The organism is Mycobacterium sp. GA-1199 (genome assembly GCF_001500045.1).
In the GTDB taxonomy this organism is placed as follows: Bacteria; Actinomycetota; Actinomycetes; order Mycobacteriales; family Mycobacteriaceae; genus Mycobacterium.
In genome coordinates this window covers 117,731-132,793 of record NZ_LQIX01000045.1, presented here as the reverse complement: position 1 = coordinate 132,793, position 15,063 = coordinate 117,731, and the positions used below count along the sequence as shown (strand labels likewise).

The following is a 15,063-nucleotide window of genomic DNA, read 5'->3' as shown; positions in this document are numbered from 1 at the left end:
CTCGCTGGGCTCATGATTCTTCCTTCTCGACGGTCGGGTCCGCGATGACCTTCGCCAGCGGCTGCCCTACCTTGACCTGATCACCTTCGGCGACAAGGAGTTCCACCACGCCGTCGACCGGCGCGCTCAGCGCGTGTTCCATCTTCATGGCCTCGACGGTCACCACGACGGTGCCCGTCGTCACCCGATCGCCGTCGGCCACCCCCACGGCCACCACGGAACCCGGCATCGGGCTGGTCAGTTCCGCGTCACCGCTGTGCGCGTCGTCGGGTCGCACGGGCGCTTCGCGGACCTCGTCGACCGCGACGGTGCGGCCTCCGCCCGCAAGCCAGATCCGGTGGTCGTCGGCGACCACGACGTAGTCGGTGACGACCCCGTCGAAGGTGACCGCAAGTCGCTCGCCGGCCGGCGATACCGACAGCGGACGCGGCCGGCCGTCCTCGATCGCCGCACTGCCCGCCGACGGTGTGCCGGTGAGGTGAACGTGGTCGACGCGCTCACCGGACTGCAGCCGGTACGTCGTCGGCGCATGGCGACCGATTCGCCAACCCGAGGGGACCGCCCACAGGTCTCTGACCGGTTGCGGCCACGAGCGCAGCCATATGTACGCCGCGGCGGCGACCAGGTCGACGTCCTCGGCGGTCGCGGGGCGAAAGTCCGGGCTGCGACGATCCAGGAGACCGGTGTCGAGGCGGCCCGCCGCGACGTCGGGATCGGCGAGCAGGAACCGCAGGAACTCGACATTGGTGGTGACACCCAATACCGCGGTGTGCGCCAGCGCCCGATCGAGCGCCCGAAGGGCCGCCGCTCGGTCGGCGGCATGCGCGATGATCTTCGACAGCATGGGGTCGTAGTCGCTGCCGATCACCGAACCCGGCGCCAACCCCGAATCAACCCGAATGCCAACGCCCTCGGGCTCGGCGAGACCCAGAACGCGGCCACCGGTGGGCAGGAACCCGCGTCCGGGGTCTTCGGCGTAGACCCGGGCCTCGATCGCGTGCCCGCTCATCGAGATGTCGTCCTGCGCGATCGACAGCTTCTCCCCCGCGGCGATCCTCAGCTGCTGTTCGACGAGGTCGATCCCGGTGACCATCTCGGTGACCGGGTGCTCGACCTGAAGGCGGGTGTTCATCTCCATGAAGAAGAACTCGTCGGGCCGGTCGGCCGACACGATGAACTCGACGGTGCCCGCCCCGGTGTAGTCGACGCTGCGCGCGGTGTCGCACGCCGCCGCACCGATTCTCGCCCGCGTCGCCTCGTCCAGCAGCGGTGACGGCGCCTCCTCGATGACCTTCTGATGGCGGCGTTGCAGGGAGCATTCGCGTTCGCCGAGATGCACCACGTTCCCGTAGCCGTCGGCGAGCACCTGCACCTCGATGTGGCGCGGATTCAACACGAACCGTTCCAGGAACAGCGTGTCGTCACCGAACGCAGCGGCCGCCTCCCGGCGCGCGCCGGCCAGCGCAGCGGGCAATTCGCCCGACTCGTGCACGACCCGCATGCCCTTGCCGCCGCCACCGGCCGAGGGCTTCACCAGCACGGGGTAACCGACCTCGTCGGCGCCGGCGACGAGGTCGTCGTCAGACAGGCCGGGACGCGAAACGCCGGGCACCACCGGAACCCCGAACGCCGACACCGCCGCCTTGGCCGCGATCTTGTCGCCCATGGTCTGGATGGCGCCGACCGGCGGACCGATGAACGCGATTCCCGCGTCCTGTAGTGCCGTGGCGAACTGCGCGTTCTCCGAGAGGAATCCGTAACCCGGATGCACGGCCTGGGCGCCGGTGCGCCGGGCCGCTGAGACCACGGCCTCGATGTCGAGGTAGCTCTGCCTGGCCGCCGACGGTCCGATGTGCACCGCGACGTCGGCCTCCGCGACATGACGTGCACCCGCGTCGGCGTCGCTGAACACCGCGACCGATCGGATGCCCATGGCCCGGAGTGTGCGGATGACGCGCACGGCGATCTCGCCTCGGTTGGCGACAAGGACGGTATCGAAGTTCATGTCCTCACATCCGGAACACGCCGTAGGAGATGGACTCGAGCGGCGCCTGACCGACCGCCGAGAGTGCCAGTCCGAGAACCGTTCTGGTGTCGGCGGGGTCGATCACCCCGTCGTCCCACAGCCGGGCCGTCGAATAGTACGGATTGCCCTGGTGCTCGTACTGCGCGCGAATCGGCGCCTTGAAGTTCTCCGCCTCCTCGGCGGTCATCTCGCCGCGCACGGTCGCCAGCACCGATGCGGCCTGCTCCCCGCCCATCACCGAAATGCGGGCGTTGGGCCACATCCAGAGGAAACGAGGCGTATACGCGCGCCCGCACATGGAGTAGTTGCCCGCCCCGTACGAGCCGCCGATCACCACCGTCAACTTCGGCACCCGCGCGCACGCCACCGCAGTGACCATCTTCGCGCCGTGCTTGGCGATGCCGCCCGCTTCGTAATCGCGGCCGACCATGAACCCGGAGATGTTCTGCAGGAAGACCAGCGGAGTGTTGCGTTTGTCGCAGAGCTCGATGAAATGGGCTCCCTTGAGGGCAGATTCACCGAACAACACGCCGTTGTTGGCGATGATGCCGACCGGATGCCCGTGGATGCGGGCGAATCCGGTGACCAGGGTACTGCCGTACTCGGCCTTGAATTCGGCGAACTCGCCACCGTCGACGATGCGGGTGACGACCTCGTGCACGTCGTAGGGAACGCGTGAGTCCACTGGCACCACGTCGTAGAGCTCGTGTTGATCGGCCACCGGGTCCGCGGTCGGCCGGACGTCCCAGGGCAGCGGCTCGCGCGGACCCAGGGTAGCGACGATGCGGCGCACGATGCGTAGTGCGTCGCGGTCGTCGTGCGCCAAATGGTCTGTCACACCGGAGGTCTTCGAATGCAGGTCACCACCGCCCAGTTCCTCGGCGGTGACCACCTCACCCGTCGCCGCCTTCACCAGGGGTGGGCCCCCGAGGAAGATGGTGCCCTGGTTGCGCACGATCACGGCCTCGTCGCTCATCGCGGGCACGTATGCGCCACCGGCAGTGCAGGATCCGAGCACCGCGGCGATCTGCGCAATTCCCTGGGCTGACAGATTGGCCTGGTTGTAGAAGATTCGGCCGAAATGATCGCGATCGGGGAAAACCTCGTCCTGGCGCGGGAGGAACGCCCCTCCCGAGTCGACCAGGTAGATACACGGCAACCGGTTCTGGCCCGCGACTTCCTGAGCCCGTAGATGCTTCTTGACCGTGATCGGATAGTAGGTGCCGCCCTTGACGGTTGCGTCGTTGGCGACGATCACACATTCGCGTCCCGATACGCGACCGATCCCGGTGATCATGCCCGCTCCCGGACACGCGTCGTCGTACATGCCGTCGGCGGCCAGGGGCGACAGCTCGAGGAAGGGGCTGCCCGGGTCCAGCAGGCCGTCGACGCGGTCGCGCGGCAAGAGCTTGCCGCGGCTGACGTGACGCTCGCGGGCCCGCTCGGGCCCGCCGAGGGCGGCCGCGGTGAGCTTGGAACGCAATTCGTCGACCAGCGCGAGATGTTCCTCGCGATGTGAAGGCCGCGATGCCATCGGAAACCCATTTCGTTGAGTTAATGACGAATAACTGGTGGTATGTTAGTCACGATTAACTCAGATGTCCACAGGCGGGCGGGAGGCGCGGTGTCTTCAACTCCAGTCCCTGAGATGCCTGCGAGCACCAAACGCAGCAAGGCGAAGTCGGACCGGCGATCCCAATTGATCGCTGCGGCGGAACGCCTGGTTGCCGAACGGGGCTACCTCGCGGTGCGGTTGGAGGATATCGGTGCGGCGGCCGGCGTCAGCGGGCCGGCGATCTATCGGCACTTCCCGAACAAGGAGGCGTTGCTGGTCGAGTTACTGGTCGGCATCAGCACCCGACTGCTGGCCGGCGCCACCGAGGTCGTTGCGCGCGCCGACGATCCCGCCTCCGCGCTGGACGGCCTGATCGACTTCCACCTGGACTTCGCCCTCGGAGAGTCCGATCTCATCCGCATTCAGGATCGTGATCTCGCGAATCTGCCACCCGCGGCCAAACGGCAGGTGCGCCGGGCGCAACGGCAGTATGTCGAAATCTGGGTCGATGTGCTCCGGCGGTTGGACGACTCGTTGGCGGAGGCCGATGCCCGGTTGATGGCCCATGCGACGTTCGGGTTGCTGAACTCCACGCCTCACGCGCTGCCGTCCAGCGCCACGAAAACGGCCGAGGCCAGGCCGCGATCCGTCTTGAAAGCGATGACGGTCGCGGCGCTGACCTCGGCCGCGCGGGACGCTTAGGCGCCTCTAGCCCCCGTTAATACCAGGCGCGCCTGCCTCCGACGGGACGGCCCATGGACCCCAGAATCCAGAACACCGCTCCGATGACCATGAGCACGATGCCGATGGTCCACAGGATGTTGATTCCGAAGATCAGTCCGAGGATGAGAAGAATCGCTCCGAGGATGATCATTAGCGTTCCTTTCGAATTATCAAGCGCCAGTTGTCACTGGCTGGGTTGGGGCACGTTGCAGTTCTCAACCTTGGGGTTGACACCTGCGTAGTTCAGCGGACCGACCACCACCGTCAGGGCGATGCTTCCCGCTGTCGCACAATTGGTTTCACTGGTCTGGAAATAGCCGCGTTGGTACGCGGCGAATGCGCCGATCAGCAACCAAACGAGCACCAGAACGCCGAGAATTCCGCCACCTCGCATGCTGCGCCTCCTTTGTCGCGCCCGATCGGCGCGTGCGAAGCGTTTACCCGGCAGACAATTTCGGTAAACGTGGCTACGGAGAACGAATCGGTCACGAATCGGAACGCTCGCGGAAAGCGGCAATCAGCCACTCGCGCATGGCTTTGACCAGCACGGCGCGGTTCTCGCGCCTCTCGATGTCATGTCCGTCGTCGTCGAACATGAGCAGTTCCACTTTTCGGTTAAGTGCCTGCAGCGCTTCGAACATTTGCTGGGATTCGCTCGGGGGCACGTTCGTGTCGTTGGCGCCGTGCACCAACAGCAACGGCGCGGTCATCGCGTCGACACGTTGCAACGGCGATAGCTGCTCCAGCAGTTCGCGGTCGCCGATCGGGTGACCGTACTTCGGATATGCCGCCGCGGCGATCCACGGTTCGGTGTTGCGGTACCAGGTGTTCAGATCGCTCATACCGCAGATGCTGATTCCCGCCGCGAACCGGTCGGGGTGGAAGGTGAGCGCCGCCTGCGTCAGGTAGCCACCGTAGGACCATCCGCAACAGGCGATCCGGTCGGCCCGCGCGACGTCACGCTCGACCAGGTAGGCGACCGCGTCGGCCACATCGTTGATCGCGGCGAAACGTCGCTCCTTGTCGTCGGCGTGCATGAACGTCCTGCCGAAACCGCCCGAGCCGCGGACGTTGGGCAGGAACACGCTGATGCCCTCCTCGAGCAGGGCCGGGAAGAACTCGTTGTAGCCGGGTCTCCCCTGCCCCTCGGGGCCGCCGTGCAGGAACAGCATCGCGCCGATCGTCGGGACGCCGTCGCGCGGCCGGAAGAGCCACCCGGTGAATTCCATACCGTCCCGCGCCGTGACCGTCTCCAGCGTCGGGTCCGGCGACACCGGCCCGGAACTGGGCTCGCGGTCGACGATCTCCCACTCCCGGGTACGCGGGTCGACCAGTTCGACGGTCGGCGGGGTGGACGGGCCTTCGACGGTCATGGCCAGCATCGAGCCGCCGGCGCTGATGCTCAGCTGGCTGGCCACCATCCCCGGCAGTGGGATCGGCGGTTGGAGCGTGTAGTCGGTGCGTTCGATGATCTGTAATTCACTGGCGCCGTGGATGTTCCAGAGGATCGCCACGGTCGACAGATCATCGCTCACGGTGAACTCGTCGAGTTCATAGCCCGGGCGTTCGGCGATGACCTGGTAGGCCACCCCGTCGGCGGTGACCGTCACCTCGAGAAGTCGCGCATGCTCGGTACCGTTCTCGCTGCGGACCAGGGCCCGCACATAACCTTCGGTGCTGTCTGCGTCGTAGGTGCTCGCCGGCTGGTACAGCCTGGTGAGCTCGCCTTCCAGCCCGGCGCGCAGCCGGCGCGCGTAGTGGTCGTCGAGGATGACGCCGGTGTCGGTGGTCGACCCTGGATCGTATGGCAGCAGTGCGGTTTCGGTGCGTCCGCGCAGCATGATCAGGTCCCGGTAACCGCGCGGTCCGACCCGCACGAGCGCGGCACCGGCCCAGGCGTCGACCAGACGGCCGCCCGAGCGGCGGTCGAGCACGGTGGTGTGGCCGGTGGCCGGGTCGATCAGGCACGAGCTACCGACACCGTCCTCGCCGGTGAGGATCGCCGCCACCAGGATGCCGTCCCAGTTGATCAGCTCGGCGGTGCCCTCGGGCGCCCCGGGCGCCCACGAGTCGATGCGGCGCGCGTCACGGTCGTCGGGATCGGTTGTCACGACCCAGATCTGGGTGCGGGTGCTGCCCTCTGGAGCGACTTCGCATGCCAGCCAGTGGCCGTCGGCCGAATGCAGGACCCGCGTCACCGGGCCTTCGACCGGCAGATCGACGTCTCGCGACGAGCTTGCCCGCCAGCCGCGCAGGAAACGCTGCACTGCGCGCGGAAAGCCACCATCGTCGACCAGATGTGCGAACGCGGTGGCGTCCGGCGACATGGACGCGCCGTAAACTCTGCGAACCTGCTCTCCCACCGGACCAATTGTGCCTACCCAGGCAAGTCCACTGACGACCTGCGCCTGTTGGGCGGTCGCACAGGTACCCTCGCACCCATGAGGTGGGTATGACCGGTACACCACAGCCCGGCCGCGACGAGCAGTCGGGTTCCGGCCGCGGGGAGCAGCCGCAGGGTCACGGCTATTCCGGATACAGCGACCCGGCATACGCGAGCCAGGCGTACGGCCCCACCTATCAGGCGCCGCCCCAACCTGCTCCGACGCAGCATCTGCCGGCGTACGGCACATACGGGTACGAGACCTACGGCTCGGGCCAGTACGGGGCGCCCTACCCGTCGGGTGATCCGCCACCGGAGCCCGAGGAACCGAAGTCACCCCGCTGGTTGTGGGTTGCCGCGGGTGTTGCGGTACTGACCGTGCTCGGCCTGGTGATCGCGCTCGTCGTCGTCAACAGTTCGCAACAGCAGACTGTCGTCGCGCCGCCCCCGATGCCGGAACCCGACTTCACCACCCCGATCCCGACGACAGGGCCGCGCCCGACCGTTCCACGGACGACGCGGCCCACCGTGCCCGCAGTCCCCACGGACCCCAGCACGCCCGGCACGCCCGGCACGACCACCCCCGGTCTCACCCAGAGCGTCGTCTACGTCGTCAGCGGTTCCGGGCGCGCCATCAACATCACCTACGTGGACACCGGCGGTCTGCTGCAGACCGAGTTCAACGTGCTGCTGCCCTGGAGCAAGGAAGTGGAGTTGTCCGAGTCCGCGGCCGCCACGGCGAGCATCAGCATCATCAACGTCGGTCGCGAGGTGAATTGTTCGATCTCCGTCGACGGCTCGGTGGTGCAGAAGCGCACCGGGGCGGGCCTGACCATCTGCACGGCCAGCGGTTAGGCGGGCGCACGCCGCGGAACACGCACGGCGAGCATCGCGAGCAGGCCGGCGGCGAGGACCACGACCAGCCCGCCCATCCCGGCACGGTCGGTGCCGAACACGGCGATGAAAATCGAGAACAGCATGGGCGCAAGGTAGGACACAGCGCGGCCCGTGGTGGTGTAGAGGCCGAAGGCGACGCCCTCCTTGCCCTGGGCGGACATGCGCAGCATCAGCGTGCGCGCGGCGGACAGTGTGGGCCCGATGAACAGGCAGAGCAACAGTCCGCAGATCCAGAACGCCAGTACCCCGTTGAGCGACATCAAGGTGAGGCCGACCGCGATCATCCCGCTCAGCGAGACGACGATGACGGGTTTGGCGCCGAACCGGTCGTCGAGAAATCCACCGCCTATCGCACCGGCGGCGGCGACCGTGCTGGCGCACACCCCGAACAGCAGCACATCGGCCTCGGAGACGCCGTAGACCCGAACGCCCAGCACCGCCCCGAACGCGAATATCCCCGTCAGGCCGTCGCGGAACACCGCACTGGCCAGCAGGTAGTACACCACGTTGTGATCACGCCGCCATTCGCTGCGGATGTCCGCCCACAGCTTGCGGTACCCGCCGATGAATCCGACGGTCTGCCGTTGCTCTGAGGGGTCGGGGCTGGCGCTGGGCACGGCGATCAGCACCGGCAGCGCGAACAGTCCGAACCAGATGGCCGTGAAAACCATGGCGGCCCTGACGTTTCCGCCGTCCTCGACCGGCAGGCCGAGCAATCCGCCGTCACCGGAGATGAACCCGAAGTACACCACCAACAGCAACGTGACACTGCCGAGATAGCCCAAACCCAGGCCGTATCCGGAGATCTGGCCCGACGTCTGCGGTGTCGACAGTTGGCGCAGCATCGCGTTGTAGGGCACGGTGGCGAGTTCGTTGCACGCCGACGCGCAGCCCAAGAGCACCAGCCCCAGCGCCAGGTAGCGGTAGTCGTCGCGGACCGAACTCATCGAGGCGATCAGCACGACCGCCAGCGCGCTGAGCACGGCCAGCACGCGGCGCCGCCGCCACGGGGCGTCGACCCACACGCCCGTCACCGGCGCCAGCAGCGCGACGACGACCCCGGCCGCGCCCAGCGCCCAGCCCAGCCAGCTGGTGGCGCTGACACCGCCGGGCAGATCGTCGCCGACCGTATTGGTCAGGTAGATCGAGAACACGAAGGTCACGACCACCGCGTTCAGCCCGGTCGCACCGAAATCCCACAGCGCCCACGAGATGACCTGGCGACGCGCCGCAGCGGGCGGGCCGGAATCGGGTGGGTCGCTCATGGTCCGCCCACGATATAGTCCGGCGCATGCCAGTACCCGCACCCAGCGCCGACGCCCGCGCGGTGGTCACCGGCGCATCTCAGAACATCGGCGAGTCGCTGGCCACCGAACTTGCCGCCCGCGGACATCACCTGATCATCACCGCGCGCCGCGAGGAGGTGCTGCGGACCTTGGCCGACCGCCTCGTCCAGCAGTACGGCGTGACGGTGGAGGTGCGTCCCGTCGATCTGGCCGACCCCAGCGAGCGCACGAAGCTTTGCGACGAACTGGCGACACGAAACATCTCGATCCTCTGCGCGAACGCGGGCACCGCGACGTTCGGTCCGGTGTCCTCGCTGGATCCGGCCGACGAGAAGGCACAGGTTCAGCTCAACGTGTTGGGCGTACACGATCTCGTGCTCGCCGTCCTGCCGGGGATGGTGCAACGCAAGGCCGGCGGGATCCTCATTTCCGGCTCGGCAGCGGGCAATTCACCGATCCCCAACAACGCGACCTATGCCGCCAGCAAGGCGTTCGTCAACACGTTCAGCGAGTCGCTGCGCGGTGAGCTCAAGAAGGACGGGGTGCACGTGACGTTGCTGGCGCCGGGGCCCGTGCGCGAGGCGCTGCCGAACCCCGACGAGCAGTCCTTGGTGGAGAAGCTGATTCCGGACTTTCTGTGGATTTCGACGCAATACACCGCCAGGCAATCGTTGGATGCGTTGGAGCGCAACAAGATGCGCGTCGTCCCCGGTGTGACGTCGAAGGCGATGTCGGTTGCGGCGGGGTACACGCCGCGGGCGATCGTGACGCCCATCGTCGGAGCCGTGTACAAGAAGCTCGGCGGCGGCTAAGGCTCGTTCCCGCTTTACGCCGCGAAACTGTATTCCGTCAGCGAAAGTTCGAGTAGAGGCGTGCTGGAATACAGTTTCGCGAACCGAAATCAGCGGCGACGCCGGCTGCGCCTGCGACCGGTGCCGAAGATGCTGCGGGTGATCTCTCGGCCGATCACCGTACCCGCCGAACGCATCGCGCTCTTGAACGCCGGGCTGTTGACCACCTTCTCCACCATCGAGGGTTCGGCGGAGTCGCGTGCGCTCACTTCACCGGCCGGAGGCAGCGGAGGCGGCAGTGCCTCGTCGTACTGAGGCACGGGATCGGGCTCGGGTGGCGGGGCCAGTTTCGCGTTGAGCCGCTCGTAGGCCGACTCGCGGTCGATGGTCTGGCCGTATTCTGCCTGCAGCGCACTGGATTTCGCGGCGGCGGAAATCGCTTCGGGACCGATGGTGTCCATCAGCGAGCGCGGGGCTCGCATCCGGGTCCACGCCACCGGGGTCGGGGCGCCCTTCTCCGACAACACCGTGACGATCGCCTCGCCGGTAGCCAGCGACGTCAAGGCTGACTTCAGGTCGTACACATCGGTTTTCGGGTACGTTCGCACCGTCTTGGCCAACGCCTTGTCGTCGTCGGGGGTGAACGCGCGCAGCGCGTGCTGAATACGGGCACCCAGTTGGGAAAGCACGTCGTTGGGCACATCGGTCGGCAGTTGCGTGCAGAAGAACACGCCGACTCCTTTGGAACGGATCAGCTTCACGGTCTGCTCGACCTGTTCGAGGAAGGCCTTGGACGCGTCGGCGAACAGCAGGTGGGCCTCGTCGAAGAAGAACACCAGCTTCGGTTTCTCCAGGTCGCCGACCTCGGGAAGCGTCGCGAACAGGTCGGCGAGGACCCACATCAGGAAGGTGGAGAACATCACCGGACGTGCGGCCTGGCTGCCGAGCTCGAACAGCGTGATGACGCCGCGGCCCTGCTCGTCGACCCTCAGCAGGTCCTCGGGCTCGAGTTCGGGCTCGCCGAAGAACGTGTCGCCGCCGTCGGCCTCGAGATTGATCAGCGCCCGCAGGATCACCCCCGCGGTCGTGGTGGACACCGCGCCCAGCGTTTTGAGCTCGGGCTTGCCCTCGTCGCTGGTGAGGTACTGGATCACCGCGCGGAGGTCCTTGAGGTCCAGTAGCGAGAGCCCCTGCTGGTCGGCCCAGTGGAAGATCAGGCCCAGCGTCGACTCCTGCGTGGCGTTCAGCCCGAGTACCTTCGACAGCAGGATCGGCCCGAAGCTGGAGATCGTCGCGCGCACCGGCACTCCGATTCCCACGGTGCCCAGCGACAGGAACTCGACCGGAAACGCGGTCGGCGCCCAGTCGTCGCCGGTGTCGGCGGCGCGTGCGGCGATGTTGTCGTTGGGCTCGGCGGGGCGCGACAGCCCCGAGAGGTCCCCCTTGACGTCGGCCATCACGCATGGCACGCCCGCCGCTGAGAGCTGTTCGGCCAGCACCTGAAGAGATTTAGTCTTGCCGGTGCCGGTGGCGCCGGCCACCAGCCCGTGGCGGTTGACGGTGGCCAGCGGAATTCGCACCAAGGCGGTCGGGTCGCACACCCCGTCGACGACGACCGCGCCGAGCTCAAGAGCGGCCCCCTCGGCCGCGTAACCCGCTGCGATCTGCTGTGCCGGCGTGGACGTGGACTCACTGGCCATGGCTGGCACCTTAACGCCCGCGACCTACCCGACGGACGGGTGCAACGGGCCGCATGCAGCGGCAAGGCTTACTGTGATCGTCGTGCGTGACGAACTGGTGTGGATCGACTGCGAGATGACGGGGCTGGATCTCAAGACGGATCGGCTCATCGAGATCGCCGTGCTGGTGACCGACGCGGACCTCAGCGTCCTCGGTGACGGCATCGACGTCGTCATCCACACCGATGACGAAGCGTTGGCATCGATGATCCCGGTGGTCACCGAGATGCACACCAAGTCGGGGCTGATCGACGAGGTGCGCGCGTCCAGCGTCACCGTGGCCGAGGCCGAGGAGCTGGTCCTCGACTACATCCGCACCCACGTCAAACAGGCCAAGACGGCGCCGTTGGCCGGCAACTCCATCGCCACCGACCGTGGCTTCATCGCCCGCGACATGCCCAAGCTCGACGACTACCTGCACTACCGGATGATCGATGTGAGCTCGATCAAGGAGTTGTGCAGGCGCTGGTATCCCCGCATCTACTTCGGCCAACCCGAGAAGGGCCTCGCGCACCGGGCGCTCGCCGACATCCACGAATCGATCCGTGAGCTTCAGTACTACCGCCGCACCGCGTTCGTGGCCCCACCCGGGCCGTCGACCAGCGATATCGCGGCGGTCGCCGAGGAATTGGGGCGGCCGGACGAGAGCCCGAGAGATATCGATTCGGCCGCCGAGCGTTCGAGCGGTTAGTATCGACGTCGCCGCTTCGCCCACCTGGGTTCGCGGCGATGGTGGCTGTAGTTCAGTTGGTAGAGCACCAGGTTGTGATCCTGGCTGTCGCGGGTTCGAGTCCCGTCAGCCACCCGCAGGTAAGACCGCATCCACCCGCGACCGTGCGGGTGGGTGCGGCGCACGCTTGAGCGTGTTCGGCGTCCGTGCTGTCGATGCAGACCTACAGCGGTCAATTGACCGCCCCTCGTGTTACTTGAGGTCCGGGCGCTGCGCGGTGTCGAGAAAGAAGTCGCGCCGCTTGACCAGGCGCACCGAGTTGAAGCATCGCCGCCAGAGCAGTTTCGAGGACCACTTCTTGTTGCACACGACTACCCCCTATCGACGGAAGACCGGCGAGTGATTCCAGGAGATAGTCGAGAGCGGTGCGTGGCTCACCCGCGGTCAATGCGATAAGACCTTCGCCGATGAGACGCAACGTCGTCGTCTGCTCGTCGGTAGCGCCAGGAACATTGATCGCGCGTATCGCAGCCGGATCATTCGCAGCAGCCAGCACGAGCAGCGCGTGGAAGGCTATGAAGGGTGTTTGCGGTGTATACGCGAGTTGGCCGACTTCGGCGAGGACTGGAATCGGATCGGGGGGAGTGACCCAGTCCGGATGCAGGCGAGCTCGCCAAGCAAGCGAGCCGGCGTCGACAAGGCAGCGTACGTCCTTCGACTGGGGCGGCGCCAGAAACGCCGTGTACCGGCGGGCAGCGGCGGCCACGTCGCCCATCGCTAGTTCGTGTAGTGCGGCGTGCCATTGGAAGTGCGCCAAGTAACGCTGCGTACCGCCATCGCCCGAGATCCAGTTTGTCAACCATCTCAGCCCGGCACCGTGGGCGTCGGTTTCGTAATGTACGTGAGACAGCGCGTGAGCGGCGTTGCCGTTCCCCGGATCGAGTCCCAGCGCGGCATCGGCCAGATCGGCTGCGTCGTACCAGAGGCCCTGCTCCGTTCGGCCGTAGGCGCGCAAGCCCAGATACCAAGGCGCCTCGCCGTGTACCCCGGTGAACCGTTCGACGTACTGCCAAGCATCTGGTAGCGCGTCACCAGCACCAGCGAACGCGATCGACGGCGCGAGCACAAGCAATGCGACAGCGTCGTCCGGAACCCGGTCAAGATGGTCGATGAGCGCATCGGTGCCCGTCGCGTTACCCTTCTCGCACCACGTCGCGATGGCTTCGACGTGGCTGCGGTCTTCGTCACTTCCATGCGCGAGCGCCGCACGTGCTCGCGCAAGGTGACCCTTGACTGCATCCGGACCGCCCGCGCGGTCGGGACGTTCTGTGGCGATCATCGCGAGCGCAACGTGGGCACGCGCGTGGTGCGGATCTTCGGCGACCGCTGCAGCGAAGGCGATCGACGCGCCGTCTTGCACGGCAAGAAGGCGGCGTACGCCTTCAAGATAGGAAGCTTGAGCACCAGTCACCTTCGGCCACAACGCGACTCGACTGGGGACGCGCACCGGCCGTTCCCGGGTATCATCGGCGAGCAGGTCCGCGATAGCGGCGGCTTGAGCACGGATTTCGGGAATCGCGGTGGTCTCCCACTCCTCGCCCTGGCGGATCGAACCGATACACACGACATCCGGAACGATGCCGCCAGCCCTATCGATCAGATAGCCGCTTGTCGCGAGCCGCACACCTACGCCCGAGGGGTGCAGCGACGCAACGTCTGTGGCCAACAAGTTCTCCCAAAGCGGAGAGCGTCGTAATGAGCGGCGATCCCATGCCGCGCCGGTTGCGACCACGACGGCGTCCGCGAAGCGACGCACTGATCGGTCGCACATCGTCACTACCAGTTCGACACCGTCAGCGCGCAGCGACACATCGGCAACCTCACCGGCCTCGATGATCAGTCGACCGTTATCGACCGCAGTTTGAACTGCATCGGCAATCGTCGGCGGCATCCGGTGGCGCAGGACTTCCCACTGCCGCAGATCCTCCCGCAAGAACCGGCGCTGGTCCTCCCATGTCAACGACCGCCATAGCCGAGCCGTATGCGGGCGGAGCGCGTCGATCACCTGTCGCCAGTCCAAACCGGCAGCTTTCGCGTGCGCGAGGTCCGCCGCGAGCGATGCACGCAGCTGCTCGAGCGAGTTATCGGCAGCGAGCGCACTGATATTGGGCAACGGTGCCGGTGCCCCGGTAGCGCGGAACCGATGCGGGAGCGCACCGTGACGCGACAGCAACGTGACTGTGGACCCTCGTGCAATGAGATGCAACGCGACATCTACGCCCGTTAGTCCCGAACCGATCACCAACACGCCCGCGGGTCGGCGCGCACCAAGAGCTGTGAGTCCGCCAGGGGCCCACGGCTTCACCAGGATTCTGCCATCGACGTTTCCGGTCAAGACCGGCGCGAAAGCTCGTTCCAAGGACTCCGGCATGGCACCTTCAGGCCGCCCGGTCGCGAGCACAACAGCGTCGGCAGATAGCGAACGGCCACCGTGCAGCGTCAAGCGAGCGGGTGGTCCCGGGACCAGCCCGACAACCTCGGCGGTTTCGATCCGCACCTCTGCACAGGCGAGTTGCTCTTGGAGGTAACGCCGGTACGCGAGACGTGGCGCAAAGCTCTCCACCGACATGACGGCTCTTTCGTCGAGCCAACGGCAGAAGTGATCGGGATCATCCAGCCATGCAGACATGCGCTGGGCAGGAACATTCAACAAGTGTGCCGGGTCGTCTGTGCCATACGCCGCACCGGTGCCGGGGCGACCGGACGCGTCGATCAGCGTGATCTGCGCTTCTGGTTTACGCCGGCGGAGATGTATCGCCGCGAGCACACCAGAAGCGCCGCCTCCCACGATCGCAACGCGCATCATTCCGGCATGTTATTCCTCCGGCCGGCTTGAGGTGCCCGATCTTCCCGAAGGTTCATCTGCAGTGGAGCGGCTGCAGTACTCGAAGCGCTGTGGATGACAGCGAAGCGATTCTTCCGTAACGGAAATC

Annotated in this window: 12 protein-coding genes and 1 tRNA gene; 5 read left to right on the top strand and 8 right to left on the bottom strand. The window is 66.6% G+C overall.

Going from position 1 to position 15,063, the window contains the following annotated elements; all coding sequences use genetic code 11:
- Positions 1–10: 10 nt before the first annotated feature.
- Positions 11–2,005, bottom strand: coding sequence for an acetyl-CoA carboxylase biotin carboxylase subunit (locus tag AU198_RS20210; protein WP_064350348.1), 1,995 nt, complete (start codon positions 2,003–2,005; stop codon positions 11–13).
- Positions 2,006–2,009: 4 nt separating this feature from the next.
- A complete protein-coding gene (locus tag AU198_RS20205) occupies positions 2,010–3,560 on the bottom strand; it encodes a carboxyl transferase domain-containing protein (protein WP_064350347.1) in 1,551 nt (516 codons plus the stop codon).
- 114 nt (positions 3,561–3,674) lie between these two features.
- Here AU198_RS20205 and AU198_RS20200 point away from each other — a divergent pair, with 114 nt between their 5' ends.
- Entirely contained in the window at positions 3,675–4,283 is a 609-nt protein-coding gene (locus AU198_RS20200; protein ID WP_064350346.1) for an SACE_7040 family transcriptional regulator, read from the top strand.
- Between the two features lie 16 nt (positions 4,284–4,299).
- Here the strand turns inward: AU198_RS20200 and AU198_RS26490 are convergent, their stop codons facing one another.
- From AU198_RS26490 to AU198_RS20190, 3 genes are all read right to left on the bottom strand, one after another.
- On the bottom strand, positions 4,300–4,455 hold the full coding sequence (locus AU198_RS26490) for a DUF6131 family protein (protein ID WP_165595612.1): 156 nt from the start codon (positions 4,453–4,455) through the stop codon (positions 4,300–4,302).
- Between the two features lie 33 nt (positions 4,456–4,488).
- Complete coding sequence (locus tag AU198_RS20195; RefSeq protein ID WP_064350345.1) at positions 4,489–4,698, bottom strand: hypothetical protein; 210 nt, start codon at positions 4,696–4,698, stop codon at positions 4,489–4,491.
- Positions 4,699–4,789: 91 nt separating this feature from the next.
- Positions 4,790–6,631: an alpha/beta hydrolase family protein gene (locus AU198_RS20190; RefSeq protein ID WP_064350344.1), complete on the bottom strand. Its 1,842-nt coding sequence runs from the start codon at positions 6,629–6,631 to the stop codon at positions 4,790–4,792.
- A 125-nt stretch (positions 6,632–6,756) separates the two neighbouring features.
- Here AU198_RS20190 and AU198_RS20185 point away from each other — a divergent pair, with 125 nt between their 5' ends.
- A complete protein-coding gene (locus AU198_RS20185) occupies positions 6,757–7,542 on the top strand; it encodes an MmpS family transport accessory protein (RefSeq protein WP_082691129.1) in 786 nt (261 codons plus the stop codon).
- Here the strand turns inward: AU198_RS20185 and AU198_RS20180 are convergent.
- The gene (locus tag AU198_RS20180) at positions 7,539–8,849 is read right to left on the bottom strand and encodes an MFS transporter (protein WP_064350342.1); all 1,311 of its coding nucleotides are present in this window, start codon (positions 8,847–8,849) and stop codon (positions 7,539–7,541) included. The genes AU198_RS20185 and AU198_RS20180 overlap by 4 nt on opposite strands.
- 26 nt (positions 8,850–8,875) lie before the next feature.
- Between AU198_RS20180 and cmrA the strand changes: the two genes are divergently transcribed.
- Positions 8,876–9,682: a mycolate reductase gene (cmrA, locus tag AU198_RS20175; RefSeq protein ID WP_064350341.1), complete on the top strand. Its 807-nt coding sequence runs from the start codon at positions 8,876–8,878 to the stop codon at positions 9,680–9,682.
- A gap of 89 nt (positions 9,683–9,771) precedes the next feature.
- Here the strand turns inward: cmrA and AU198_RS20170 are convergent, their stop codons facing one another.
- On the bottom strand, positions 9,772–11,361 hold the full coding sequence (locus tag AU198_RS20170) for a helicase HerA-like domain-containing protein (protein ID WP_064350340.1): 1,590 nt from the start codon (positions 11,359–11,361) through the stop codon (positions 9,772–9,774).
- Between the two features lie 82 nt (positions 11,362–11,443).
- Between AU198_RS20170 and orn the strand changes: the two genes are divergently transcribed.
- Both orn and AU198_RS20160 read left to right on the top strand, forming a co-directional pair.
- The gene (gene orn / locus AU198_RS20165) at positions 11,444–12,091 is read left to right on the top strand and encodes an oligoribonuclease (protein ID WP_064350478.1); all 648 of its coding nucleotides are present in this window, start codon (positions 11,444–11,446) and stop codon (positions 12,089–12,091) included.
- Between the two features lie 41 nt (positions 12,092–12,132).
- Positions 12,133–12,205 (top strand) — tRNA-His (locus AU198_RS20160).
- 97 nt (positions 12,206–12,302) lie between these two features.
- On the opposite strand, the gene AU198_RS20155 is transcribed toward AU198_RS20160, so the two are convergent.
- Positions 12,303–14,936, bottom strand: coding sequence for an FAD/NAD(P)-binding protein (locus tag AU198_RS20155; RefSeq protein WP_064350339.1), 2,634 nt, complete (start codon positions 14,934–14,936; stop codon positions 12,303–12,305).
- Positions 14,937–15,063 lie beyond the last annotated feature (127 nt).